Genomic DNA, 25,465 nt, shown 5'->3' with positions numbered 1-25,465 from the left:
ACCCCGCGGTCACACGCCCGCGTACGAGTGCTTGCCCGTGACGAAGATGTTGACGCCGTAGTAGTTGAACAGCCAGCAGCCGAAGGCGATCATCGCCAGATAGGCGGCCTTGCGGCCCTTCCAGCCGGCCGTCGCGCGCGCGTGCAGGTAGCAGGCGTAGGCGACCCAGGTGATGAAGGACCAGGTCTCCTTCGGGTCCCAGTTCCAGTAGCGGCCCCAGGCGTCGCCCGCCCAGATCGCGCCCGCGATGATCGTGAACGTCCACAGCGGGAAGACGGCCGCGTTGATCCGGTAGGCGAACTTGTCCAGCGACGCCGAGGCGGGCAGCCGCTCCAGCACCGAGGTCGCGAAGGCGCCGGGCTTGCCGCCGGTCTGGAGCTTGGTCTCGTAGGAGTCCTTGAACAGGTACAGGATCGTGGCGACCGCGCCCACGTAGAAGACCGCACCGCAGAAGATGGCGGTGGAGACGTGGATGTACAGCCAGTACGAGTGCAGGGCCGGGACCAGCTGGTCGCTCGCCGTGTAGAGGACGGTGACCGCGAGGCCGAGGTCGAGCAGGACCGTGGTGATCAGGAAGAGGCCGAGCCAGCGCACGTTCTTCTTCAGGGCCAGGAGTGTGAGGTACACGCCGACGGCGACCGTGGAGAAGGTGATGTTGAACTCGTACATGTTGCCCCACGGGGCACGCTCCACGGAGGCCGCGCGGGCGACGACGCCGGCCAGCTCCACCAGGAACGCGAGCACCGTGAGGGAGACGGCGACCCGGCCGAACAGGTCGCCCTGCGCGTCACCGCCGTGCGCGCCGGGGCCGTCCGGCACGTCCCGGGCGCCGGACGCCGCGCGCACGACGACCTTCGGCCGCTCCAGCACGGCGGTGCCCCCGGCCTTCTTCACGGTGACGGCGGGTCCGCTCGCCTTCCCCTTCGCCTCGCCCTCGGCGGTCAGCGCGCTGGCCGTACGGGCCACCTTGCTGCGGCTGCCGAAGATCCATTCGAGGATGTACGCGAAGAAGGCCAGGGTGTAGACGGCCATGGACGAGTAGATGAGCGTGTTGCTCATGCTCGCCAGATGTTCGTTGGTGGCGACGGCCAGCTCGGTCGCGGCGGCGAGAGTCACTTCTCAGCCCCTTCGGGTACGACGGAAGATTCGGTGGAGTCGTCGTCGGCGTCGGGGGCTCCCGGCGCCTGGTCGTAGAGGGTTCCGGCGAGGTCGCCCAGTTCCTCGGGCACCTTGGCGGACTCGCTGCGGCCGAGCCCGGCCATCTCGACGACCGTCACGCCGTCGGCGCCGCGCACCGCGCGCACCCACACCCGGCGCCGCTGGATGAACAGGGACGCGGCCAGACCGAAGATCGCCGCGAAGGCACCGCCGAGCGCCCAGCCGCTGCCGGGCTCCTGGACGATCTCGAAGCCGGCCCACTGCTTGATGTCCTTCTCGAAGGTGATCGAGCCGGCGCCGTTCGGCAGTGTCATCGTGTCGCCGGGCTGGAGCAGCTTCTTCAGCAGCTGGCCCTTGGAGTCCTTGAACTCCTTCATGTGCGTCTTGTCGAGCTGGTACACGCTCTGCGGGATGCCCGAGTTCACGCCGAGGTCGCCGTGGTAGGCGTTCACCGCGAGCAACGGGTTCACCAGCGCCGGGAACGCCGAGAGCATCGTGCCGCTCTTCGGGTCGAAGGTCGGCACGAAGAAGGCCTGGAAGCCGAGCTGTTCCGAGACGCCCTGCCCGTTCTTGTAGCCGTCCATCACCTTGATCACGCCGTTGGAGGTGACGTTGCCGTCGAGCGGCAGCAGCGGCACGGCGTCGTGGTAGACGACCTTGCCCTTGCCGTCGCGGACGGTGACGACGGGCGCGTAGCCGTGGCTGACGAGGTAGACCTTGGAGTCGCCGATGTGCAGCGGGGAGTTGACCTTGATGGTGGCCGACTGCTCCTTGCCGTACGCGCCCTTGCTGTAGTCGATGTTCGCCTGGTAAGTGCGCGGCGTGCCGCGGTTGGGGCCGCTGACCTCGTAGGTGCCGGTGAACTTCTTCAGGTCGAAGCTGAACGGTTCGAGGTCGTCGTTCTGGAACATGCTGCCGGACTTGAAGTCGTCGTACTGGAGGATCGAGTTGGAGAACCCGTCCCCCTCGACGACCAGCTTGGTGCCGTCCGACTTGTACATCTGGCCCCAGGCGAAGGCGATCAGCAGCACGATCAGGGCGATGTGGAAGACCAGGTTGCCCAGTTCGCGCACATAGCCCTTCTCGGCGGCGACCGCGTCACCGGCGACATGGGCGCGGAACCGCTTCTTCTTCAGCAGCGCGAGCGCTGCCTCGCGGACCTTCTCGGGATCCTCGGTGGTGCGCCAGGTGGTGTAGGCGGGCAGCCGGTTCAGCCGCCTGGGCGCACCCGGCGGGCGGCCGCGCAGCTGGCCGACGAACTGCCAGGCGCGCGGGATGATGCAGCCGATGAGGGAGACGAACAGCAGGATGTAGATCGCGGAGAACCACACCGAGCTGTAGACGTGGAACAGGCCGAGCTTGTCGTAGATCGGCGCGAGCGTCTTGTGGGCCTTGCTGAAGTCGTCGACCTTGTTGAGGTCGGCGCCGGACTGCGGGATCAGCGAGCCGGGGATCGCGGCGAGCGAGAGCATCAGGAGCAGCAGCAGCGCGACCCGCATGGAGGTCAACTGCCGCCAGAACCAGCGGGCCCAGCCGATGACGCCGAGGCCGACCGGGGCGGAGAGCTCCTCCTGTGGGGCCGTGGACAGCTGGGAGCCGGCCGCGCCCAGCTCCTCCCGGTCCCGGCTGCTCTTGTCGGTGTCGGTTGCGCTCATCGGTCAGATCCCCACAGTGAAGCCGTTGGACCAGGTCTGCATCTGCTGCACCAGACTGTCCCAGGCGCCGGTCAGCAGCAGCACACCGGTCGCGATCATCATCGTGCCGCCGATGCGCATCACCCACACATAGTGGCGCTTGACCCAGCCGAAGGCGCCGAGCGCCTTGCGGAAGGCGAGGGCGGCGAGCACGAAGGGCACACCGAGGCCGACGCAGTAGGCGATCATCAGCACGGCGCCGCGGCCGGCGCTCGACTGGTTCATGGAAAGGAGGTTCACGGACGCGAGGGTCGGTCCGATACAGGGCGTCCAGCCGATGCCGAACAGGGCGCCGAGGACGGGCGCGCCGATCAGGCCGGCGGTGGGCCGCTTGTGGAAGCGGAACTCGCGCTGGGTGAGCCAGGGCATCAGCCCCATGAAGAAGACGCCCATGACGATCATGAGCACGCCGAGCACCTTGGACAGCGTGTCCTGGTACTCGCGCAGGGTGGAGCCGAAGAAGCCGAACAACGCCCCGCCGGAGACGAACACGGCGCTGAAGCCGAGCACGAACAGCGCGGCTCCGCCGATCATCCGCCCGCGCCGGGCCTCGGCCAGATCGGTGCCGGCGACGCCCGTGACGTACGAGAGGTAGCCGGGCACCAGCGGCAGCACGCAGGGCGAGAAGAAGGAGACGAGCCCGCCGAGCAGGGCCACCGGCAGGGCGACGAGCAGGGCGCCGTTGAGCACCGTCTGGTTCTCGCCCGTCGCCGCGAGCGTCACGAGGGCGCTCACGTCACTTCTCCGCGAGGACGGGCTTGAGCATCTTCAGCAGGGCGGTGTCGTCGAGCGCCTCCAGGGCCCGCGCGGCGACCTTGCCGTGCTTGTCGATGACGAGCGTCGAGGGGATCAGCTGCGGGTTGAGGGTGCCCTTCTTGAACCGGAGCATCAGCTTGCCCGTCGGGTCGTACAGGCTCGGGTAGGTGATCCCGTGTTCCTTCTCGAAGTTCACCGCGGGCGTGGTGCTGGTGTCCCGGGTGTTGATCCCGACGAACTGCACGCCCTTGCCCTCGTAGGTCTTCGAGACCTTGGCGAAGTACGACGCCTCTTCCCGGCACGGGCTGCACCACGAGCCCCAGACGTTCACGACGACGACCTGGCCCTTGAAGGAGGCCACGTCGAGCGTCTTGCCGTCGATGGTCTCGCCGGACAGGTCCGGGGCCGCGTCGCGCTTGCCGAGGGGGGCGGTGGAGATGCCGTTGTTGCCGGTGACGAAGTTGGTGTTGCCACCGCCGCCGGAGGTGCCGCCCTTGCCGCACGCGGACAGGGTCAGGGCCGCGACAGCGGCTACGGCGCTGAGCTGGGCGGCACGGCTACGGGTACTCATGTGAAAAGTTTCGCATGGCGGTTCCGGGGATTTCGCGCACCCCCCTGCCGGGCGGAAAACCGCATTTCAGGGCGTACTTACACGGGACATTTCCGGCAAGGAGGAACGCGCGCGGGACGTCAGGCGAGGAACGTCTTCCAGCCGCCGGCGGGAGCCTGCCCGGGAGCCAGGGTGCGCAGCTTGGCCAGCACCTCGGGCTTCTGCACGTCGATCCAGTCGGCGAACTGCCGGAAGGAGACGAGGCGGACGTCGGCGCCCTTCTCCTTCGCCTGCGCGATGTGCTTGAAGGCCTTCTCGACGGCGTCCATGTAAATGCCGCCGTTCCAGTGCTCGAAGTGGTTGCCGATGAAGAACGGCGCCCGGTTCGAGAAGTACGCCCGCTTGAAGCCGGCGATGTACGCCCCGGCCGCCTGCTCGCGCCAGCCCGGGTAGTTGTAGGCCGGCGCCTTGGTCGAGTTCTGCGACTGGTTGAACATCATGTTGTAGTCCATCGAGAGGACCTGGAACTTCTTGCCGGGGAACGGGACCTCCTGGAGCGGGAAGTCCCACAGGCCGTGCTTCTTCACCGGCCACATCTGCAGACCGCCGGGCGAGGAGGCGTCGTAGCGCCAGCCCAGTTCGCGGGCGGTGGGCAGCAGGTTCTCCTGGTTGAGCAGGCAGGGCGTACGGCCGCCGACGAGTTCCTTGTCGTAGTCGAACGGCAGGGCCGGCATGTCGGTGAAGCCGGTGTTGGTCTTCCAGTTCTTCACGAAGGACTTGGCCTGCTTGATCTCGCTGTGCCACTGCTCGGGCGTCCACCACTTGACGGACGTGTGGGCGTCGCCGCAGAAGTGGCCGTTGAAGTGGGTGCCTATCTCGTGGCCTTCGAGCCAGGCCCGGCGGACGTTGGTGATCGTCGCCTTGACGTGCTCGTCGTTGAGGTAGCCGATGTCGGAGGCGCCGATCCTGTTGTTCGGCGGGTTGTACATCCGCTTCTTCGACTCGGGCAGCAGGTACAGGCCCGAGAGGAAGAAGGTCATGCTCGCGCCGTGCTCCTTGGCCAGGTCAAGGAAGCGCGGGAAGAGGCCGTTGCCGACCTCGCCGGCGCCGTCCCAGGAGAAGACCACGAACTGCGGCGGGGTCTCGCCCGCCTCCAGCGGCCGGGGGGCGTCCGGCTGGTGCGGCTGCTTGCCGGTGAAGGAGGTGGAGCCGTCGCCGATGAGCTTGCCCGCGGGCGCGGCGTTCGCGCCGTCGCCGCCCTGGGCACTCGCGCCGCCGGAACCGTTCGCAGCGCCGCCCGAAGACGTGGAGGTGCCGCAGCCGGCGAGGGTGGCGGCGGCCGCAGCGCCTGCGCCGAGGCCGAGTATTCCCCGGCGGGAGAGGGGCCGGGAGACGGTGCGCATGGAAAATCCCCGATTCGTCGCGCCTGCTGGAGTGAGTCACCCACAGAGAGGGCACAGCGATCGGGGAGGTTCCGATAATTCTTATGTTTTTCGCAATAGTTGCAACAAAAACGATCAAAGTACTGTCAAACGGACCGTCAGGAAATGGCCATCAGGCTCCGAAGGCCTTGCCCTGAGCAGCGTTCTTGCCCTTCTGCGGTTTGGCTCCGGCCCGCAGATGGGCCGGGACCAGATCGATGGCGGGCTCGCTGTAGCCGACCGACACGATCTTGTCGCCGAGGTAGGTGAACGACGTCAGGGAGGCGAGGGTGCACTGCCGCTTGCGCGGATCGTGCCACAGCCGGCGCCGTTCCACATAGGACCGGACGATCCAGATCGGCAGCTGATGACTGACCAGCACCGCCTCGTGACCGCGCGCCCTGTCCTTCGCCGCGTTCAGCGCGGCCGTCATCCGCACCACCTGGTCGATGTACGGCTCGCCCCAGGACGGCCGGAACGGGTTGACGAGGTGCTTCCAGTTCTCGGGACGCTGCAGCGCGCCGTCCCCCACCCCGAAGGTCTTGCCCTGGAAGACGTTGTCGGCCTCGATGAGCCGCTCGTCGGTGTCCAGGTCGAGCCCCTGCACCTTGGCGATCGGCGTGGCCGTCTCCTGCGCCCGCTCCAGCGGCGAGGCGCAGACATAGGTGATGTCGCGGGGCGCGAGGTGCTCGGCGACCCGGTCGGCCATCTGCCGGCCCAGCTCGGAGAGGTGGTAGCCGGGCAGCCGGCCGTACAGGATCCCGGTCGGGTTCTCCACCTCGCCGTGCCGCATCACGTGAACGACGGTGACGTCCTTGCTGCCGTTGAAGGGGGTGCTCACGCGGTGGCCTCCGCAGCCGCTCGGGCCGCCGCCGGAAGGGCGTCGGCGATCTTCTGGACAGCCCGCTCGTCATGGGCCGTGGACACGAACCAGGACTCGAAGGACGACGGCGGCAGATAGACGCCGTTCGCGAGGAGGGAGTGGAAGAACGCGGTGAAGCGATGCGACTCCTGGCGCTTGGCGTCCTCGTACGTCCGCACCGTCCGGTCGGTGAAGAAGACGGAGAACATGTTGGACGCGTGCTGCACCCGGTGCGCGACGCCCTCCTTGCTCAGCGCCTCGCTGACCAGGCCCTGGATCTGCGCGGACACGGCGTCGACCGTCTCGTACGCGGCGTCGTCGAGCAGCCGCAGCTGGGCGAGCCCGGCGGCGGTGGCGACGGGGTTCCCGGACAGCGTGCCGGCCTGGTAGACGGGCCCGGCGGGAGCGAGGTGCGCCATGACGTCGGCACGCCCGCCGAAGGCGGCGGCGGGGAAGCCGCCGCCCATGACCTTCCCGAAGGTCATGAGGTCGGGCTTGACCCCCTCGACCCCGTACCACCCGGCGCGGCTGGTGCGGAAGCCGGTCATGACCTCGTCGGAGATGAAGAGGGCGCCGTTCTTGTGGCAGGCGTCCCTGAGCCCCTGGTTGAACCCGGGGTCCGGCGGCACGACGCCCATGTTGCCGGGCGAGGCCTCGGTGATCACACAGGCGATCTCACCGGGGTGCCGGTGGAAGGCCTCCTGCACGGCCTCCAGATCGTTGTACGGCAGCACGATCGTGTCGCCGGCCTGGGCACCGGTGACACCGGGGGTGTCGGGCAGCGCGAAGGTCGCGACCCCGGACCCGGCGGCGGCGAGGAGGCTGTCCACGTGGCCGTGGTAGCAGCCCGCGAACTTGATCACCTTGGACCGCCGGGTGAACCCGCGGGCCAGCCGGATGGCGCTCATGGTCGCCTCGGTGCCGCTGCTGACGAGCCGCACCTGCTCGACGGGCTCGACCCGGGCGACGATCTCCTCGGCGAGCGCGACCTCGCCCTCACCGGGCGTGCCGAAGGACGTACCGCGCGCGACGGCCTCCTGAACGGCGGCGATGACCTCGGGGTGCGCGTGCCCGAGGATCATCGGCCCCCAGGAGCACACGAGGTCGACGTACTCGCGCCCGTCGGCGTCGGTCAGGTAGGCCCCCTTGCCCGACACCATGAAGCGGGGCGTACCGCCGACGGCGCGGAAGGCGCGCACCGGGGAGTTCACACCGCCCGGCGTGACGGCGGAGGCGCGGTCGAAGAGCGCCTGGGAGACGGGCGCGTCGTAGGGATAGGGCGTTTCGCTCAGGGCACTCATGGTGTGCGGCTTCTCCGGCTTCTCGGACTCCGGTGACGTGGGTGACCTCCTCAGGGTAGGCCGCGGTTCGCCCGGCGAGCGGCCGACCTCCGGATCGAAGCCGCGCCATCTGCGAGACTGAGATCTGATACACACAGCTCATGGACACGTAGTAGTCCACGTAGTGGTCAGGAGCTGTTGAAGATCCTGCGGACTGGTGTTTCACCGCACGTTTCGGCGGGCGGCCGTGGGGGAGGTCACTGACACGATGATCGGGTTGCGCGGCGGGGGCCACGCGTCCTAGAAAAGCAGTCGGGTGGAGATATGCATCGCGGTGGCGGACTGGGCGAGGGGACTGATGACCTGGGTCCTCGACGCGCCCGGCGGGGAAGGCACCGGCGCGACGCGGAGGAGACGACCGAAGCACGTCGGGCTGACGCGCATCAGGCGCACGGCGCACCGGGCGACCGCCTCGGAGCGGGGAGCAGGAATGGTGGTCGGGTGGGGGTGACGTACAAATACTTCGGCGCGCCGGACGGCGCGACCGCGGCCCGCGTCCCCATCTCGATGCGTCCCGAGGAACTCGGCGGCGACGAGCTGGGCATGAACGGCATGTTCACCAAGATCAAGCCGGAGACGATGGCCGCGATGGTGCTGACCGGCATCGAGGGCGTCCCCCTGCACAAGGTGCCGCCCCTCGAACTGGTCGTCCTGCACCCCGACTACGCGGTCGTCAGACTCCCCATGACGGTCGTCGACCCCCTGCGCGGCATCGGCGAGGAGGCGGTCGGCGCGGCCGCCTTCATCTGGTCCACGGTCCCGGACCGCGGCGGCCCACGGGACGCCTTCAACGTGTACCAGCTGCTGCACGAATGGCAGGACTTCTCGCACCGGCTGCATGAGGCGGGGCATCAGCCGTATTGCCTGGTGTGGCCCTGAGCTGAGGGTTTCTTGCGGGTCGGGCAGGGTCTTCGGGCCTCGCCGACAGCGGACAGGCGGACTTCTCGTTCAACTGCTCGTCGCCGAGCGGCTCCTGCTCGTGGGGCTCGGACTCCGGCGGGCGGCTGAGGGGCGACGGACGACGGCACGATCCGGCGCGCCGCAGCCGTGAAGCTCTCCGGCGGCAGGTGGGGGCCTGCGCTCGACCGTCACCGACACCCACGGCGACGGCTCGACCACGAGGGTGTACAACGCGTACGCCGTCAGCCGAGGCCCGACGGGACCGGTCCTCGCCGCCGCCCGGGGTCCGCCGCCGACAACCGCCTCAACTCCCCTGCTCCAGACCGCCGTTGCCGTCGCAGCGAGCCGCAACGAGCGGGAGGACCTGCCCGTGGCGGCTGTGCTGCGGGAACAGCCCCCACCCATGCGCTCCGGCCGCCGTACCGCCTCCCCCGGGCCCGCCCGGTACGCCACACCCTCCTGCCCGTTGGGAACCGGCCGTAGTGGGGTTATCGTCGGAATCCTGGGGCCAGGACGAGGAGGACGGCCGGTGATGTCGCAGGACGAGGCCGTGATCGGCTGCATGGGCAAGGTGCTCATCGGGACCCGTGGAACCGCCGGTCCCGGCGAGGTGCTCGTGCGGGTCAGAGGCGGCTCCGAGACCTTTCTCGCCTGGTCCGAGAATCCCCTGCCCGCGGGCGCCACGGTCCTCGTGATCGAATCACGCGGATGCCGCGAGGTCGGTGTCATCGAGTGGGTGGATCCATTGGACGCGCTCGACGGAGACACCGCCGGCGCAAGCTGAGGAGTACAGGCATGTTCGGATACCGCGTTCCCGCTCCCGACGAGGCGATGCTGATCTCGGGAGGCAGGCGGGGACTGGGGGGCGCTCCGTTCCGCGTGGTCACGGGCCACGGCAAGTTCGTGCTTCCGGTCTTTCGCAAGGTCCGCTTCCTCACGCTGTCGATGTGTGAGGCGGAGGTCACCGAGACCTGTGTGACCAAGCAGGGCATCTCCCTGCACGTGCGCGCGGTCATCGCCTTCAAGGTCGGCAACGACCAGGAGAGCATCATCAACGCCGGCCAGCGCTTCCTGTCCGACCAGGAGCAGATGTCGGTGCTGACCGGCCGGATCTTCGCCGGTCACCTGCGGGCCATCATCGGCTCGATGACCGTCGAGGAGATCGTCACCGAGCGGCAGAAGCTCGCCGCCGAGGTGCTGGACACCTCGAAGGTCGAGATGGCGAAGATCGGCCTGATCGTCGACTCGCTCCAGATCCAGTCGATCGACGACGGCGACACCGGCTACATCGCCGCGATGTCCGCCCCGCACAAGGCGGCCATCCAGCGCCAGGCCCAGATCGCCCAGGCGCAGGCCACCCAGGCCTCGGTCGAGGCGGAGCAGGCGGCGGCCCGCAAGCAGGCCGAGTACGCCCGGCAGACCGCCGTCGTCCAGGCCGAGTACTCGGCCGAGGTCGACCGCGCGCAGGCGCAGGCCTCCCAGGCCGGTCCGCTGGCGCAGGCCCACGCCCAGCAGGAGGTGCTCGCGGCACAGACCGAACTGGCCCAGAAGCAGGCCGAGTTGCGGCAGCAGCAGCTGGTGGCCGAGGTCGTCAAGCCGGCCCAGGCCGAGGCCGAGCGGGTCCGGATCCTCGCCGCCGCCGAGGCCCAGCGCATGAAGATCCAGGCGGAGGCCGCGGCCTCCTACGACCGGGTCGCGCTGGACCGGATGCTGATCGACCAGCTCCCGCAGATCGTGAAGGAGGCCGCGGGCGGCCTGGCGGGCGCCAACGTCAACGTCCTCAACGGCGCCGACGGCCTCGGCGAGATCGCTGCCGGCCTGGTCTCGCAGGGCCTGACGATCCTCGACTCGGTCCGGCAGAACCTGGGCGGCCAGGACAAGGAGAAGACCGGCACCGCGGGCGCCGCCGGAGGCACCAACCCGAGCGGCCTGCTCCAGCTGCGCGCGGGCAAGGGCCGCTCCTCGGACGACGACGGCCCGGTCACCGTCGACTAGCACGTGAAGTGCCGTCGGGCCCGGGGTCCCGGCCCCGACGGCACCGCCACACGCCACCGCCACCGCGAGGCCCTCGACGCCGTCGCACACGTGAGACCTCTCCGCGGAACCGATCACGAGAACGGCCACCACCCCCACCGGTGACACCCCGGCCCGGCGCGACCACCCGGAAACCCTACGTATTGTAGGTTCCCAACCGCCAGCGGCCACACGTCTGTTCAACGGGGGACCCATGCAGGACAGCGAGACGAAAACCGGCGAGGAGGCGTGTGCGCGCAGTCTCGCGCCCACGGTGACCCTGCTGGTCGTCAGCCTGATCGTCGCCGCCGTGGGCGTGTACGAGCTGTGCGGTTTCGGCCTGCACAGCCTCGACCGGCGCCCGCACCTGTTCAGTGACGGCCTCGCCACCGGCGGGGTGATCGTCGCCGCGGTGGCGGCCGGCGCGGCGGTGGGCAACCTGGCCTGGCACCTGGCGGCGGCCCGGCGCGGCACGGGTAAATCCGGTTGATTTCCGGTAAGACGCACAGCCGGGACACAGAAAGGACCGGGTAAGGCGAGCACAGGGAGTTCCCAGGAAGGCGGGAACAGGCAGATCCAGGTAAGAGCGGATGCCGGTACGCTCCCGGTAGCCCCGGCGCTCGGACCATCGCCGTCCGCTCCGTGTGAATCCGGTGAGTGCCGCCGCATCGGGGCCGCGCACCATGCGCACCCACGCTTACCCTACGAACTGTAGGGTCGGCGTCTTCCCGTCCCTCCCACCCAAGGTGACCAGTCACCATGCCCGCACAGCAGTCGACCGTGATCGACGCGCAGGTCCCCGGCCAACGCGGCAGCCGCCGCGAGTTCCAGTTGCCCGCGCCCAGCCCCCGGCTGCGCGCGGCGGCGGCCTCGGCCACCGTCTGGTACCTGCGACTGATCGCCGTCTTCAACATCATCGCGGTGCTGTCGGTGCCGTTCCGCAAAGAGGTGCAGGAACACAACGACGGCAAGATCTTCACCGCCCGCCATGTGCACGCCCACACGCACCACGCCGGCCAGTTCTTCACGCCGTACCTGGCTACCGCGGGTCTGGCCGCGGCCGCGGCGGCGATCTTCCTGGCGCTGGTGATGCGGCGCGGCAAGCGAGCCGCGTGGGTCGTCAACATGCTGATGGCCGGCCCCCTGTTCGTGCTGTACGTCCTCGCGCTGACCCAGCACCCGTTCAGCGGCCATGTCTTCAACTGGGTCTCCACCGCCCTCACCGGCCTCTTCGTGGTCGCGCTGCTGATCGGCCGCCGTGAGTTCAACGCCGTCGGCGACCCCTCCAACCCGAAGCTCGCGCTGGCGGCGGGCGTCGGCGGGATCCTGGTGGCCGGCGGTCTCGGCACGCTGCTCGTGCACGCCACCAACAAGGTGCCGGGCGGTGGCCCCCTGTACGAGGAGCTGGCCTACACCCTGCTGCGCGGCGTCAGCGTCGGCCCCTTCGCCGACCGGGTCGACTCCGTGCACGCGCCCCGCTGGGTCGACATCATCGTCAACGTCCTGCTGGCCGCCGCCTTCTGCCTGGTCCTGTACGCCTGCTTCCGCTCCCCGCGCGGGCGCCGGCTGCTCACCGACGAGGACGAGGAGAAGCTGCGCGCGCTGCTCGACAAGCACGGCGCCCGTGACTCCCTCGGCTACTTCGCGCTGCGCCGCGACAAGGCCGCCATCTTCTCGCCCACCGGGAAGGCGGCCGTCACCTACCGCGTCGTCGGCGCCGTCTCCCTCGCCTCCGGCGACCCGATCGGCGACCCCGAGGCCTGGCCCGGCGCCATCGACGCCTGGCTGTCGGAGGCCCGCCGGCACGCGTGGACCCCGGCCGTGATGGGCGCGAGCGAGGAGGCGGGCACGATCTACGCCCGCCACGGCCTGGACGCCCTCGAACTCGGCGACGAGGCGATCGTGGACATCGCGGACTTCACCCTGGAGGGCCGCGCCATGCGTGTCGTCCGCCAGGCCCACAACCGGGTCAAGCGGGCCGGCTACACGGTCCGGGTCCGCCGCCACGAGGACATCCCCGAAGACGAGATGAACCGGCTCGTCCAGCACGCCGACGACTGGCGCGACGGCGCCACCGAACGCGGCTTCTCCATGGCCCTCGGCCGGCTCGGCGACCCCGGGGACGGCCGCTGCGTGATGCTGGAGTGCCGCGACGCGAACGACGAACCGCGCGCCCTGCTCAGCTTCGTCCCCTGGGGCGAGCACGGCCTGTCCCTGGACCTGATGCGCCGCGACCGCGACAGCGAGAACGGCCTGATGGAGTACATGGTCGTGGAACTCCTGGTCCAGGCGAAGGAGTTGGGGATCCAGCGCGTCTCGCTGAACTTCGCGATGTTCCGCGCGGTCTTCGAGCGCGGCGCCCGCCTCGGTGCCGGTCCGGTCCTGCGCCTGTGGCGCTCGGTCCTCACCTTCTTCTCCCGCTGGTGGCAGATCGAGTCCCTGTACCGGGCCAACGCCAAGTACCGCCCGGTCTGGGAACCGCGGTTCCTGCTGTTCGCCAAGTCCAGCGACATCCCGCGCATCGGCCTGGCCTCGGCCCGGGCGGAGGGGTTCCTCGAACTGCCGGGTATGGGCGGGAAGTCGTAAGGAGCGGTCGGGCGGCGGCGGACCGGCGGCAGCGGCCGACGGTCCGCCGCTTGCGCCGGTCCTCAGCCGTTCACGCGATCCCGCCGCCCACGGTGAACCCGATGACCGAGCCGCCGCCCTCGCGCCGGAAGGCGAACGGCGCCCCGCCGTGCGCCATGGCCACCTCGCGGACGATGGACAGCCCGAGGCCCGAGCCCGGCAGGGAGCGGGCGTCGGCGGCCCGGTAGAAGCGGTCGAAGATGCGGATGAGGTCGCCCTCGGCGATGCCAGGCCCCCGGTCCAGCACCTCCACCCGTACCGTCCCCGAGCGGGCCGGCCCGGTGATGTTGATCTCGATGGGCGACGTGCGGTCCCGGTCGAACTTGGCCGCGTTCTCCACCAGGTTGGACATGGCCCGCTGCAGCATCCCCGGCCGGCCGTCGGTGGTCGTGTCTCCGCTCGTGCGGAGCACGATCTCGCGCCCGGTACGGCGCTTGGCCACCCCCACCACCTCCTCGGCGATGTCGGCGAGGTCGACGCGCTGCGGCGGCTCGGTGTCGGACTGCCCGGCGGCCAGGTCGACCAACTCGTTGACCAGGTCGGTCAGTTCGCGGGCCTCCTGGCCGAGGTCGGCGACCAGGTCCTCACGGGTCTCGGGCGGGAGTTCGTCGATACGGCGCAGCAGCGAGATGTTCGTCCGCAGCGAGGTGAGCGGGGTGCGCAGCTCGTGCCCCGCGTCCTGGACCAGCCGGCGCTGGTCCTCCTCGGACTGCGCGAGCCGGCCCAGCATCCGGTCGAAGGCACGGCCCAGCCGGCCCACCTCGTCCAGCCCGGTGACCGGCACCTCGATACCCAGCCGGCGGGTGCGGGCCACGTCCTCGGCGGCGGAGGTGAGGATCACCAGGCGCCGGGTGATCCGGCGCGCCAGCCACCAGCCGAACAGACCGGCGGCCACCACGACCGCCGCCATCAGGATCAGCGTGCGCCGCTGAAGGGTGCGCAGCAGGTCCTCGGTGTCGCTGAACTCCTGGGCGATCTGCACCGCGCCCCGGCCGTCACCGAGCGAGATGGTGGCGATGCGGTACAGGTCGGAGTCCACCGGCACGTCCTTGTGCTGGACCACCTTCCCGGCGGTCTGCGCGAGGGCCATCGCCTTGTCCCGGGAGGTGACGGGCAGGCTCGGACTGCCGTGGTCCACTATCTGGCCCTGCGCGCCCAGCACCTGGACATCCGTGCGCGCCGGCCGGACCAGGTCATGCCCCGGCCGGGACGAGGAGAAGTCCTCCGGCACCATCTCGTGCTGCCGTACCTCGTCCCGTACGTCCTGCACGACCTGCGAGAACACCGACTGCTGGTCGACGCGGACCAGCCGGGCGGCGGAGCTGTACGACAGGATGCCGACGAGGATCGTGACCGCCGCGGTGACGGCCGCGAAGGAGACGACGAAGGTGGTGCGCAGGGAGACGAGCCCCGGCCGGCGCCCGGCCAGCGACCGCCTGAGCCGCTTGAGACGGCCCACTCAGTCCTCCCGCAGCACGTAACCCACGCCCCGCACGGTGTGGATCAGCTGCGGCGCGCCGGGCTCGTCGAGCTTGCGGCGCAGGTAGCCGACGTACACGGCGAGGTTCTTGGAGCCCGGACCGAAGTCGTAGCCCCAGATCCGGTCGTAGATGGTGGAGTGGTCGAGCACGATGCCGGCGTTGCGCACGAGGAGCTCCAGCAGCTCGAACTCGGTGCGGGTCAGCTCCAGCTCGCGCTTGCCGCGCCAGGCACGGCGGGCCTGGAGGTCCATACGGATGCCGGCGGCCTCGACCTGCCGGTCCGAGATCTGGACGTCGGCCCGCACGGAGTCGGTCCCGCCACCGCTGCCGTTCGCCCCGGCGGGCACCGGGAGGGTACGGCGCAGCAGCGCACGCAGCCGCGCGAACACCTCCTCCACGTCGAAGGGCTTGACGACGTAGTCGTCGGCGCCGGCGTCCAGGCCCGCGATGCGATCGGCGGTCTCCACGAGGGCGGTGAGCATGAGGATCGGGGTGCGGTCGCCCTCGGCGCGCAGCACACGGCAGACCTGGAGGCCGTCGATGCCGGGCATCATCACGTCCAGCACGAGGACGTCCGGCGGCGTCTTGTGGGCCTGGGCCAGGGCTTCCACGCCGTCGGCGACCGCCGTCACCGCATACCCTTCCAGCGTCAGCGCACGCTCCAGGGCATGGCGGATGGCACGGTCGTCTTCGGCGAGCAGCACAGTCTGGGGCACACCCCCAGTTTGCCAAGGCCTCCGGCGGTTCGGTCGGGACGGGCGGACCTACGATCACCCTTTTTACCGCTCTCTCACCGTCACAGTGGAACCCGGCCCCGCCCCTTTCCGTCCTCTCACCATCTCCGCCCCGCCCGCCAGGGCTGCCTCCCGACCGGCCGAGCCGGGTCGACGAGCGGGCGAAAAAACGGAAAGAACGGTCACCGCAACGCCGCCTCCGCGGCGCGCAGGGACCGGTGCGTGGGCGCCTCCGGCACCCCGGCCGGCCGCCCCTTGGCGAACTCCTCGCGCAGCACCGGTACGACCTCCTCGCCGAGCATGTCGATCTGCTCCAGCACGGTCTTCAGCGGCAGCCCCGCGTGGTCCATGAGGAACAGCTGGCGCTGGTAGTCACCGGCGTACTCACGGAACGCCAGCGTCTTCTCGATCACCTGCTGCGGCGAACCCACGGTCAGCGGGGTCTGGTCGGTGAAGTCCTCCAGCGAGGGCCCGTGGCCGTAGACCGGCGCGTTGTCGAAGTACGGCCGGAACTCACGCACCGCGTCCTGCGAGTTCCTGCGCATGAAGACCTGGCCGCCGAGCCCGACGATCGCCTGCTCGGGCGTGCCGTGCCCGTGGTGGGCGTACCGGGTCCGGTACAGCTCGACCATGCGCTTGGTGTGGTCGGCGGGCCAGAAGATGTTGTTGTGGAAGAAGCCGTCGCCGTAGAACGCGGCCAGTTCGGCGATCTCCGGCGAGCGGATGGAGCCGTGCCAGACGAACGGCGGTACGCCGTCCAGCGGGCGCGGGGTCGAGGTGAAGCCCTGCAGCGGCGTACGGAATTTGCCCTCCCAGTCCACGACGTCCTCGCGCCACAGGCGGTGCAGCAGGGCGTAGTTCTCGATGGCGAGGTCGATGCCCTGCCGGATGTCCTGGCCGAACCAGGGGTAGACCGGGCCGGTGTTGCCGCGGCCCGTCATCAGGTCGACGCGCCCGTCGGCCAGGTGCTGGAGCATCGCGAAGTCCTCCGCGATCTTCACCGGGTCGTTGGTGGTGATCAGGGTGGTGGACGTGGACAGGACGAGGTTCTCGGTCCGCGCCGCGATGTAGCCGAGCATGGTGGTCGGCGACGACGGCACGAACGGCGGGTTGTGGTGCTCGCCGGTCGCGAAGACGTCCAGGCCGACCTCCTCGGCCTTCAGCGCGATGGCGACCATGGCCTTGATCCGCTCGGCCTCGGTCGGGGTGCGCCCCGTGGTGGGGTCCGGCGTGACATCGCCGACCGTGAATATCCCGAACTGCATGGCCGCTCACCCTCCAGATTGTTGACCGTTAAACTATAGCCGTCCAAACGGTCACCCAACCTCGGGTATTCCACCCCCGGCGACACCCCCGCCGAGCCGGACCTCAGAAGGTGTACGCGTCCCCGGTGTCCAGCACGAGGACCTTCAGCCGGTCGTTCGACCGGTCCCTGTCCACCGCGCCGCCCGCCCACGCCGTGTCGACCTCCAGCGTGACCTCCGACGACCGCTCGCCCAGCCGCACCGGCACCCGCAGCAGCTCCCCCGCCGCGTCCACACCCACCGCGCCCGTCGCGCACAGGAGCGTGCGCTCGTCCTCCCGCACGCACCGGGCCGGCAACTGCTGCGCCGCGGCCAGCGGCACCGACCAGCGCAGCCGCACGGTCGCGTCCGGCACGGCGGCGGGGCCGCCGTTCCACGGGGTCAGCCGCAGATCGACCGCGCCCCCGTCCAGCTGCGCGACCCCGTGGAACGCCAGATCGGCCTCGGGAACAGGTTCCCGCCCGGGAGCGGCCACGGCACCCCCGCACGCCAGCACCACCCCGGCACACACGACCCCCGACACCGTCCCCGACACCACTGCCCGAGCCCGCATCCGCACGCCACTCACCTCGCACTCCGGCCGCCCTGGCTGTCGTAGGGATGTATGCCACCGCAGCCGCCGCCCAGGCGCCCTCCAACAGGTGACAAGCGGATGCCAAGCTGGGCGGCATGCCGATCCTCCGCTCCGCCGCCCTGTTCGTCGTCGCCGCGCTCTTCGAGATCGGCGGCGCCTGGCTGATCTGGCAGGGCGTACGCGAACACCGCGGCTGGCTGTGGATGGCCGGCGGAGTCCTCTCCCTGGGCGCGTACGGCTTCGTCGCCACCTTCCAGCCCGACGCCCACTTCGGCCGCATCCTCGCCGCGTACGGCGGGATCTTCGTGGCCGGCTCGATCCTGTGGGGCATGGTCGCCGACGGCTACCGCCCCGACCGGTACGACCTCACGGGCGCCCTGATCTGCCTCGCCGGCATGGCCGTGATCATGTGGGCCCCACGAAACGGCGGCTGACCCTCACTTACGCTGGACGGAGCACCGCCACCCGACCCCCGAACGAGCACAGGAGCAGCCCATGGCCCCGGCCCCCGCGTCCCGCATCGCCGTCGTCACCGGTGCGAGCAGCGGCATCGGAGCCGCCACGGCCCGGCAGCTGGCCGAGGCGGGCTACCGCGTCGTCCTCACCGCGCGCCGCAAGGACCGCATCGAGGCACTCGCCGAGGAGCTGACGAAGGCCGGCCACTCCGCGACCGCGTACCCGCTGGACGTGACCGACCGCGCGGCCGTGGACGAGTTCGCGAGCGCTTTCACCTCGATCGCCGTCCTGGTCAACAACGCGGGCGGCGCCCTCGGCGCGGACCCGGTGGCCACCGGCGACCCGGAGCACTGGCGCACGATGTACGAGACGAACGTCATCGGCACCCTGCACGTCACCCAGGCCCTGCTCCCGAAGCTGGAGGCGAGCGGCGACGGCACGATCGTGGTGCTCTCCTCCACGGCCGGCCACGGCACCTACGAGGGCGGCGGGGGCTATGTCGCCGCCAAGCACGGCGAGCACGTCCTCGCCGAGACCCTCCGCCTGGAGATCGTCGGCCGCCCGGTCCGCGTCATCGAGGTCGCCCCCGGCATGGTCAGGACCGACGAGTTCGCCCTGACCCGCTTCGGCGGAGACACGGCGAAGGCCGCCAAGGTCTACGAAGGCGTCGCCGAACCCCTCACGGCCGACGACGTCGCCGACACGATCACCTGGGCGGTCTCCCGCCCCAGCCACGTCAACATCGACCTCCTGGTCGTGCGCCCCCGCGCCCAGGCCTCCAACACGAAGGTCCACCGGGAGCTGTGATGCCGGACAACGCCGAGTCGCCCGAGCCCGCCGACGCCCTCGACTCCTTCGAGAAGTCCCTGGAACAACGCCGCCTGGCCCAGGAGAAGAAGGACGAACGCCGGGTCTGGTGGTTCCTCGGCTACTTCCTCTTCGGCATCCACATCGTGGCCTTCGTGATGATCTACGCGGTGCGGCACGGGAAGTGACCCGACCGGTGACCAACCGGACGAGGCCCCCGCCACCGGTCGGGGGCCTTTCGCGTCAGCCCTTCACGCAGACGAACTGCTTCAGCTTCGCCACGACTTCCACCAGGTCACTCTGCTGCTGCATGACCTGGTCGATGTTCTTGTAGGCACCCGGGATCTCGTCCACCACCCCGGAGTCCTTGCGGCACTCCACACCCCGGGTCTGCTCTTCCAGATCCCTGGTCGTGAAGTGACGCTTCGCCGCGTTCCGGCTCATACGCCGACCCGCCCCGTGGGAGGCCGAGTTGAAGGCCTTCTCGTTCCCGAGCCCCTTCACGATGTACGAGCTGGTGCCCATCGAGCCGGGAATGATCCCGAACTCACCGGAGCCGGCCCGGATCGCGCCCTTGCGGGTGACGAGCAGGTCCATGCCCTCGTACCGCTCCTCCGCCACGTAGTTGTGGTGGCAGGAGATCTCCGGCTCGAAGGTCGGCCTGGCCTTCTTGAACTCCTTGCGGATCACGTCCTTCAGGAGCGCCATCATCAGCGTGCGGTTGTACTTGGCGTACTCCTGCGCCCAGAACAGGTCGTTGCGGTAGTCCGCCATCTGCGGGGTGTCCGAGACGAAGACCGCGAGGTCCCGGTCGACCAGGCCCTGGTTGTGCGGGAGCTTCTGGGCCACGCCGATGTGGTGCTCGGCGAGTTCCTTGCCGATGTTCCGGGAACCGGAGTGCAGCGTGAGCCACACAACTCCCTCGGTATCGAACAAAAGCTCGATATAGTGGTTGCCCGCGCCGAGCGTCCCCATCTGCAAAGTCGCCCGCTGCCGACGGAACTTCACAGCATCGGCGACCCGGTCGAACCGCCCCCAGAAGTCATCCCACCCGGCGGTCGCCAGACCGTGGAAGTCCCCCGGCGCCACCGGATCCTCGTGCATCCCCCGCCCCACCGGGATCGCCTGCTCGATCTTCGACCGCAGGCGCGACAGGTCGCCCGGCAGGTCGTTCGCGGTCAGCGAGGTCCTGACCGCCGACATCCCGCAGCCGATGTCCACCCCGACCGCCGCCGGGCACACCGCTCCCCCCATCGCGATGACCGAGCCGACCGTCGCGCCCTTGCCGTAGTGCACGTCAGGCATCACGGCCAGGCCCTTGATCCACGGCAGGGTCGCCACGTTCTGGAGCTGGCGCAGGGCCACGTCCTCCACCGTCGCGGGGTCCGTCCACATCCGGATCGGGACCTTCGCGCCCGGTATCTCCACGTACGACATACGTTCCTCATTCCCCCGTTGGCGATAACAAAAGACTTAGAAGCGACAAAAACGATAAAGCGCAAAAGCGGCGCCATGGTCGCTGAAATGGGACAGGGGACCGGCGGGCGCGGCAGTGCGTGCGATACACATTGTCTCCAGGGGGCGCCCCGCTGCGGCAAGCGATTAACCAGCGGGGACACTGGAGCAGCAAGCGAGCGCACACCCATCCGAGAGGAGCCCGACCGTGCAGCGGAAGGCGTACGTACCCGGCGCAGCCGCCCTCCTCGCGGCCCTGCTGGCCGGCTGCACGAGCGGTTCCGGCGGCAGCGGCACGACGGACAACGCGAACCCCGGCGGCGCGGGCACGACGACGGTCGCGGCGCAGCCGGGCAAGTACCGCACGCTGCCCGAGCCGTGCGGCGCGGTCGGTCATGACAGCCTCGACACGCTGCTGCCGGGCATCAGGCAGATCACCGATCCCGACCAGCGGGACAAGGCCTACCAGGGCGACGCGGAGCTGACCTACGACACCGATCGCAAGGTCGGCTGCCACTGGAAGGTGGACTCCGAGGACGCCACCGACCGGCTGTCGGTGGACTTCGAGCGCGTGGTGTCGTACGACAACGCGGTCAGCGACGACGACCAGGCGAAGAAGCTGTTCGGGGACAAGGAGTCGGCCGCCGACCTGCCGGCGCCGAGCACGTCCCCGTCGGCCGGCGCTTCCCCCTCCGGCTCCCCCTCGCCGTCCGGCTCTGCCTCCGGCACCCCCTCCGGCTCCCCCTCGGGTTCGCCGTCCGGCTCGGCGTCCCCCTCCGGCACTCCGGCCGATCTCCAGCCGCGGGTGCTGACCGATCTCGGTGACGAGGCGTATCTGGACGACCAGCTCGCGTCGTCCGGCTCGACGGCTCAGCAGCGGACGGTGACTGTGGTGTTCCGCACGTCCAACGTCCTTGTCACGCTCGTGTACGAGGAGCAGCCGATGGCGACGGGGGCGGTCCCGGACAGCAAGGAAATGCAGGACAGGGCCCGTAATCTGGCCTCCAAGCTGGATGACACGCTGGGCGGCTGACGTCCCTGGACGCCCGTTGTTCCCTCGCTCGCAAAGAACGTGAACGGAAACCGCACGGCTCCTTCACCGCGTACGGTGGCCCCGCAGGAACCCGCACGAACACCGAGCGTAGTGAAGGAACCATGCAGCGAGCAGCCCAGCGAGACGACCGTGCCCAGACAGTGAGGCGTGGCAAGCGCCTGAGCCGTGCGCTTGTCTGCGCGGCAGCCGTTCCCGCGGTGCTGATCACCGCCGCCTGTTCGTCGGGCTCGGGCGACGCGAAGAGCAAGGGCGGCGACAGCAGCGCCAAGCAGTCGGCGGGCGCGTCGGGTTCGTCGTCGTCGGCGAGCGCGTCCCCGACGGTGCAGGCGGCCGCGTACAAGAATCTTCCGGACCCGTGCGGCGTGTTGTCGAAGGGCACGCTGTCGGATCTGGTGCCGAAGGGCACGTCGGGCAAGAAGGGCGGTTCGGACGACACGTCGTCGCGTTCGTCCTGCTCGTGGAGCAGCCTGGACAACAACGGTGTGAAGGGCTCGCAGTTCCGCTGGCTGAACGTGTCGCTGCTGCGCTTCGACTCGGACACGACGCGCGGCACCGGTGAGGCGCAGGCGCACACGTACTTCGCGCAGCAGGTGAAGGACGCGGAGGCGGTGGACAGCGCGAAGAACACCAAGGAGGTGCCGCTGTCCGGCACGGGTTCGGAGGCGACGGCGGTGCGCTACGACCTGCAGAAGAAGGAAGGCCTCTTCAAGCAGCAGACGGTGGTGGCCCGGGTCGAGAACGTGGTGATCACGCTCGACTACAACGGCGCCGGTCTCGCGGGCGACCAGACCCCGAACGCGGACGACCTGACGCAGTCGGCGACGAAGGCGGTCAAGGAGGTGGTCGCGTCGGTCACGAAGGCCAACGGCGGCTCCGCGTCGTCCGGTTCGTCGTCCTCGTCCTCGGCCTCGCCGTCCGCGTCGCCCTCTTCGAGCGCGTCCCCGTCCAAGTCGGCGGACAAGAAGGGCTGATCACCGGCCCGTTTCGTCCGTTTTCCCCGGCCTGTGGCCGCCGGCCGGGGAGCGGCGGATCTCCCGACCGGTGCCACGTTCTCCGTACGCGTGTGCCACCCTGTTGCGCGCAACAACAGGCAAGGGGAGGGGAGTACGAGTGGCCGCGCCACCGCAGCTGACTCGATTGCACCGGATACTCATCGGCGTGGTGGTGTCCGGCGCCCTGATCATCGCCGGCATCGGTTTCGCCGGCTCGTACGCGGCGGTCCGTGAGCTGGCCATCAAGAAGGGCTTCGGGAACTTCTCCTACGTGTTCCCGGTCGGCATCGACGCGGGTATCTGTGTCCTGCTGGCCCTGGACCTGCTGCTGACCTGGATACGCATCCCCTTCCCGCTGCTGCGGCAGACGGCGTGGCTGCTGACGGCGGCGACGATCGCGTTCAACGGCGCGGCCGCCTGGCCGGACCCGCTGGGCGTGGGCATGCACGCGGTGATCCCGATCCTGTTCGTGGTCGCCGTCGAGGCGGCCCGGCACGCGGTCGGCCGGATCGCGGACATCACGGCCGACAAGCACATGGAGGGCGTCCGCATCACGCGCTGGCTGCTCTCGCCGGTGCCGACGTTCCTCCTGTGGCGCCGTATGAAGCTGTGGGAGCTGCGCTCCTACGACCAGGTGATCAAGCTGGAGCAGGAGCGTCTCGTCTACCAGGCCCGCCTCCACTCCCGCTTCGGCCGCGGGTGGCGCAGGAAGGCTCCGGTGGAGTCGCTGATGCCGCTGCGGCTGGCGCGGTACGGCGTGCCGCTGACGGAGACGGCTCCGGCGGGCCTGGCGGCGGCGGGTATCGAGCCGGTGCTGCTGCCTCCGGTGCCGCAGCAGCCGCAGTTGCCGGCGGCCGGGCCGGTCGCGGCCGCCACCGACGCCGCACCGGCCGTGGCCGGAGCCGTGCCCGTTCCGCAGCAGGCGGCGCCTGCGGGCGACCAGCGCCAGGGACCCCCCGTGGACGACCAGAGCCCGTGGTTCCAGGCCCAGCAGCAGGCCGAGTACCACGGCGGCTACGACCCCGCCTTCACGCCGCCCCCGGAGCCGCAGTACGTACCGGAGGAGGAGTACGGCGAGTGGTACGAGGAGCAGCAGCCGGAGGACTTCCAGCAGCCCTCACCGGAGGAGACCGGCAGCTTCCCCATCCCGGTGAGCCCCGGCCGCACCCGTGAGCTGGGCGAGGGCGGCGGCACCCCGGAGCCGCAGCCGACGGAGGAGGACTTCTACCTGGTCTTCCGCAAGTCCATAGACGGCAGTTACCCGACCGGCGCGCAGTTCAAGGACGACGTGGAGGCGACGTTCGGCATCACGCTCGCGGCGAACGACGCCAACCGGATGGTCAATCGCTTCACCAACCGCCACACCGCGGAACTGGAAGAGGACCACATCGCTTAACCGGCATCGGAACCCGGCATCAAAACCGGCATCGAAACCGGCGTCGGAACCCGGCATCGAAAAGGGGCCCTCCGGGAAGAGGGCCCCTTTTCCTTACCTGTTTACTGATCCGGCCTTACGTGCCGGGTTCCTACGCGCCGAGCAGGCGCCGCACCCGCTCCTGTCCCACCGCGAGCAGCAGCGTGGGCAGGCGCGGGCCGGTGTCGCGGCCGACGAGCAGGTGGTAGAGCAGGGCGAAGAAGGTCCGCTGGGCGGTCTTGATCTCCGGCGGCAGTTCCTTCGGCGTGGCGTCGGCGGAGAAGCCGGCCTGCACCTTCGGGACGCCGTAGACGAGGTGGGTCAGCCCGTCCAGGGACCAGTGCTCGACGAGGCCGTCGAGCAGCAGCCGTACGGACTGCTGGGAGGCCTCGTCGAGGGACTTCAGCAGCTCGGTGTCGGGCTCGTCCCGGACGATGGTGCGCTGGTCGGCGGGGACGTGCGTGTTGATCCAGGACTCGGCCTTGTCGTAGCGCGGCCGGGCCTCGTCGAGGGTGGCCAGCGGCTGCTCCGGGTCCAGCTCGGAGAGGATGCGCAGGGCCTGGTCCTCGTGTCCGGCGGTGATGTCGGCGACGGAGGCGAGCGTGCGGTACGGCAGCGGGCGCGTGGTCTTCGGCAGCTCACCGGCTGCGGTGCCGACGGCCCGGGTGTACGCGGCGACGTCGGCTGGCAGCGCGGAGCCGTCCGCCACCTTCCCGGCCAGCTTGTCCCACTCGTCGTAGAGCCGCTGGATCTCCTGGTCGAAGGCGATCTTGAAGGACTGGTTGGGCCTGCGGCGGGCGTAGAGCCAGCGCAGGATCTGCGGCTCCATGATCTTCAGCGCGTCGGCGGGCGTGGGCACGCCGCCCCGCGAGGACGACATCTTCGCCATGCCGCTGATGCCGACGAACGCGTACATCGGGCCGATGGGCTGCTTGCCGCCGAAGATCCCGACGATCTGGCCGCCGACCTGGAACGACGACCCCGGGGACGAGTGGTCGACACCGCTCGGCTCGAAGATCACGCCCTCGTACGCCCAGCGCATCGGCCAGTCGACCTTCCAGACCAGCTTGCCGCGGTTGAACTCGCTCAGCCGGACGGTCTCGGTGAAGCCGCAGGCGGTGCAGGTGTAGGCCAGCTCGGTGGTCTCGTCGTCGTACGACGTGACCGTCGTGAGGTCCTTCTCGCAGTTGCCGCAGTACGGCTTGTACGGGAAGTACCCGGCGGAGCCGGACGAGCCGTCGTCCTCGCTCGCCGCGCCCGAGCCCTCCTCGGCCTCCAGCTCAGCCTCGTCCACGGCCTTCTGCTGGGGCTTCTTGCCGGTCTTCGGCTTGGTGCGGTACTGGGCGAGGACCGCGTCGATGTCGGCGCGGTGCTTCATGGCGTGCAGGATCTGCTCGCGGTAGACACCGGAGGTGTACTGCGCGGTCTGGCTGATGCCGTCGAACTCGACGCCCAGTTCGGCGAGCGAGGCGGTCATCGCGGCCTTGAAGTGCTCGGCCCAGTTCGGGTACGACGAGCCCTTGGGCGCCGGGACCGAGGTCAGCGGCTTGCCGATGTGCTCGGCCCAGGAGTCGTCGACGCCCGCGATGCCGGCCGGGACCTTGCGGTAGCGGTCGAAGTCGTCCCAGGAGATCAGGTGCCGGACCTGGTACCCGCGGCGGCGGATCTCGTCCGCGACCAGGTGCGGGGTCATCACCTCACGGAGATTGCCCAGGTGGATCGGGCCGGAGGGGGAGAGACCGGACGCGACGACCACGGGTTTGCCGGGGGCCCGGCGCTCCGACTCCTCGATGACGTCATCCGCGAAACGGGAGACCCAGTCGGCGGTCTCGGTGCTCTGAGCCACGATCGGCACGTCCTTCTTTCTGGAACGGG

24 protein-coding genes are annotated in these 25,465 nt (G+C 69.9%); 11 read left to right on the top strand and 13 right to left on the bottom strand.

Annotated features, from left to right (window positions below; all coding sequences use genetic code 11):
- Window positions 1-9: 9 nt before the first annotated feature.
- From ccsB to hemL, 7 genes are all read right to left on the bottom strand, one after another.
- Entirely contained in the window at window positions 10-1,116 is a 1,107-nt protein-coding gene (ccsB, locus tag ACFC8N_RS44370; protein ID WP_356037763.1) for a c-type cytochrome biogenesis protein CcsB, read from the bottom strand.
- The gene (locus tag ACFC8N_RS44365) at window positions 1,113-2,813 is read right to left on the bottom strand and encodes a cytochrome c biogenesis protein ResB (protein WP_376295369.1); all 1,701 of its coding nucleotides are present in this window, start codon (window positions 2,811-2,813) and stop codon (window positions 1,113-1,115) included. The genes ccsB and ACFC8N_RS44365 overlap by 4 nt, the downstream gene beginning before the upstream one ends.
- A 3-nt stretch (window positions 2,814-2,816) precedes the next feature.
- Window positions 2,817-3,587, bottom strand: coding sequence for a cytochrome c biogenesis protein CcdA (locus tag ACFC8N_RS44360; RefSeq protein ID WP_356037768.1), 771 nt, complete (start codon window positions 3,585-3,587; stop codon window positions 2,817-2,819).
- Window position 3,588: 1 nt separating this feature from the next.
- Window positions 3,589-4,179 (bottom strand): TlpA disulfide reductase family protein, encoded by a 591-nt coding sequence (locus ACFC8N_RS44355; RefSeq protein ID WP_356037771.1) that lies wholly within the window; start codon window positions 4,177-4,179, stop codon window positions 3,589-3,591.
- Between the two features lie 119 nt (window positions 4,180-4,298).
- Complete coding sequence (locus tag ACFC8N_RS44350) at window positions 4,299-5,561, bottom strand: hypothetical protein (protein ID WP_356037774.1); 1,263 nt, start codon at window positions 5,559-5,561, stop codon at window positions 4,299-4,301.
- 151 nt (window positions 5,562-5,712) lie between these two features.
- Window positions 5,713-6,372 carry a histidine phosphatase family protein gene (locus tag ACFC8N_RS44345; RefSeq protein ID WP_356037786.1) on the bottom strand — a complete coding sequence of 220 codons (660 nt, stop codon included), beginning with the start codon at window positions 6,370-6,372 and terminating at the stop codon, window positions 5,713-5,715.
- Window positions 6,373-6,416: 44 nt separating this feature from the next.
- Window positions 6,417-7,733, bottom strand: coding sequence for a glutamate-1-semialdehyde 2,1-aminomutase (gene hemL, locus ACFC8N_RS44340; protein ID WP_356037789.1), 1,317 nt, complete (start codon window positions 7,731-7,733; stop codon window positions 6,417-6,419).
- 312 nt (window positions 7,734-8,045) lie between these two features.
- Here hemL and ACFC8N_RS44335 point away from each other — a divergent pair, with 312 nt between their 5' ends.
- From ACFC8N_RS44335 to ACFC8N_RS44315, 5 genes are all read left to right on the top strand, one after another.
- The gene (locus tag ACFC8N_RS44335) at window positions 8,046-8,660 is read left to right on the top strand and encodes a hypothetical protein (RefSeq protein WP_356037777.1); all 615 of its coding nucleotides are present in this window, start codon (window positions 8,046-8,048) and stop codon (window positions 8,658-8,660) included.
- 553 nt (window positions 8,661-9,213) lie between these two features.
- On the top strand, window positions 9,214-9,465 hold the full coding sequence (locus ACFC8N_RS44330) for a hypothetical protein (protein WP_356037780.1): 252 nt from the start codon (window positions 9,214-9,216) through the stop codon (window positions 9,463-9,465).
- 11 nt (window positions 9,466-9,476) lie between these two features.
- Complete coding sequence (locus tag ACFC8N_RS44325; RefSeq protein WP_356037783.1) at window positions 9,477-10,676, top strand: SPFH domain-containing protein; 1,200 nt, start codon at window positions 9,477-9,479, stop codon at window positions 10,674-10,676.
- 232 nt (window positions 10,677-10,908) lie between these two features.
- Entirely contained in the window at window positions 10,909-11,184 is a 276-nt protein-coding gene (locus ACFC8N_RS44320) for a hypothetical protein (protein WP_362823352.1), read from the top strand.
- A gap of 269 nt (window positions 11,185-11,453) precedes the next feature.
- Window positions 11,454-13,280: a phosphatidylglycerol lysyltransferase domain-containing protein gene (locus tag ACFC8N_RS44315; RefSeq protein ID WP_362823353.1), complete on the top strand. Its 1,827-nt coding sequence runs from the start codon at window positions 11,454-11,456 to the stop codon at window positions 13,278-13,280.
- Between the two features lie 70 nt (window positions 13,281-13,350).
- Here the strand turns inward: ACFC8N_RS44315 and ACFC8N_RS44310 are convergent, their stop codons facing one another.
- From ACFC8N_RS44310 to ACFC8N_RS44295, 4 genes are all read right to left on the bottom strand, one after another.
- Entirely contained in the window at window positions 13,351-14,778 is a 1,428-nt protein-coding gene (locus tag ACFC8N_RS44310) for a HAMP domain-containing sensor histidine kinase (RefSeq protein ID WP_356035977.1), read from the bottom strand.
- Entirely contained in the window at window positions 14,779-15,516 is a 738-nt protein-coding gene (locus ACFC8N_RS44305) for a response regulator transcription factor (RefSeq protein WP_356035975.1), read from the bottom strand. It abuts the gene before it with no gap.
- Window positions 15,517-15,716: 200 nt separating this feature from the next.
- The gene (locus ACFC8N_RS44300; RefSeq protein ID WP_376295366.1) at window positions 15,717-16,799 is read right to left on the bottom strand and encodes an LLM class flavin-dependent oxidoreductase; all 1,083 of its coding nucleotides are present in this window, start codon (window positions 16,797-16,799) and stop codon (window positions 15,717-15,719) included.
- A 103-nt stretch (window positions 16,800-16,902) separates the two neighbouring features.
- Window positions 16,903-17,391 carry a hypothetical protein gene (locus ACFC8N_RS44295; RefSeq protein WP_356035984.1) on the bottom strand — a complete coding sequence of 163 codons (489 nt, stop codon included), beginning with the start codon at window positions 17,389-17,391 and terminating at the stop codon, window positions 16,903-16,905.
- 116 nt (window positions 17,392-17,507) lie between these two features.
- Here ACFC8N_RS44295 and ACFC8N_RS44290 point away from each other — a divergent pair, with 116 nt between their 5' ends.
- The 3 genes from ACFC8N_RS44290 (at window position 17,508) to ACFC8N_RS44280 (ending at window position 18,863) form a co-directional block, all read left to right on the top strand.
- Entirely contained in the window at window positions 17,508-17,846 is a 339-nt protein-coding gene (locus tag ACFC8N_RS44290; RefSeq protein WP_071375560.1) for a YnfA family protein, read from the top strand.
- A gap of 61 nt (window positions 17,847-17,907) precedes the next feature.
- Window positions 17,908-18,675: an SDR family NAD(P)-dependent oxidoreductase gene (locus ACFC8N_RS44285; RefSeq protein WP_356035970.1), complete on the top strand. Its 768-nt coding sequence runs from the start codon at window positions 17,908-17,910 to the stop codon at window positions 18,673-18,675.
- Window positions 18,675-18,863: a hypothetical protein gene (locus ACFC8N_RS44280; RefSeq protein WP_356035968.1), complete on the top strand. Its 189-nt coding sequence runs from the start codon at window positions 18,675-18,677 to the stop codon at window positions 18,861-18,863. The genes ACFC8N_RS44285 and ACFC8N_RS44280 overlap by 1 nt, the downstream gene beginning before the upstream one ends.
- A 55-nt stretch (window positions 18,864-18,918) precedes the next feature.
- On the opposite strand, the gene ACFC8N_RS44275 is transcribed toward ACFC8N_RS44280, so the two are convergent.
- On the bottom strand, window positions 18,919-20,112 hold the full coding sequence (locus tag ACFC8N_RS44275) for an RtcB family protein (RefSeq protein WP_356035966.1): 1,194 nt from the start codon (window positions 20,110-20,112) through the stop codon (window positions 18,919-18,921).
- 226 nt (window positions 20,113-20,338) lie between these two features.
- Here ACFC8N_RS44275 and ACFC8N_RS44270 point away from each other — a divergent pair, with 226 nt between their 5' ends.
- From ACFC8N_RS44270 to ACFC8N_RS44260, 3 genes are all read left to right on the top strand, one after another.
- Window positions 20,339-21,163, top strand: coding sequence for a DUF3558 domain-containing protein (locus ACFC8N_RS44270; RefSeq protein ID WP_376295364.1), 825 nt, complete (start codon window positions 20,339-20,341; stop codon window positions 21,161-21,163).
- A gap of 218 nt (window positions 21,164-21,381) precedes the next feature.
- Window positions 21,382-22,155: a DUF3558 family protein gene (locus ACFC8N_RS44265; RefSeq protein ID WP_376295362.1), complete on the top strand. Its 774-nt coding sequence runs from the start codon at window positions 21,382-21,384 to the stop codon at window positions 22,153-22,155.
- A gap of 139 nt (window positions 22,156-22,294) precedes the next feature.
- Window positions 22,295-23,572, top strand: a complete 1,278-nt coding sequence (locus ACFC8N_RS44260; protein WP_376295361.1) for a DUF2637 domain-containing protein — start codon at window positions 22,295-22,297, stop codon at window positions 23,570-23,572.
- Window positions 23,573-23,702: 130 nt separating this feature from the next.
- Here ACFC8N_RS44260 and lysS read toward each other — a convergent pair whose 3' ends face one another.
- Entirely contained in the window at window positions 23,703-25,445 is a 1,743-nt protein-coding gene (gene lysS / locus ACFC8N_RS44255; protein WP_376295359.1) for a lysine--tRNA ligase, read from the bottom strand.
- Window positions 25,446-25,465 lie beyond the last annotated feature (20 nt).

The sequence above is a fragment of the Streptomyces sp. NPDC055966 genome, assembly GCF_042269865.1.
In the GTDB taxonomy this organism is placed as follows: Bacteria; Actinomycetota; Actinomycetes; order Streptomycetales; family Streptomycetaceae; genus Streptomyces.
This window is presented reverse-complemented; position numbering and strand designations above follow the sequence as displayed.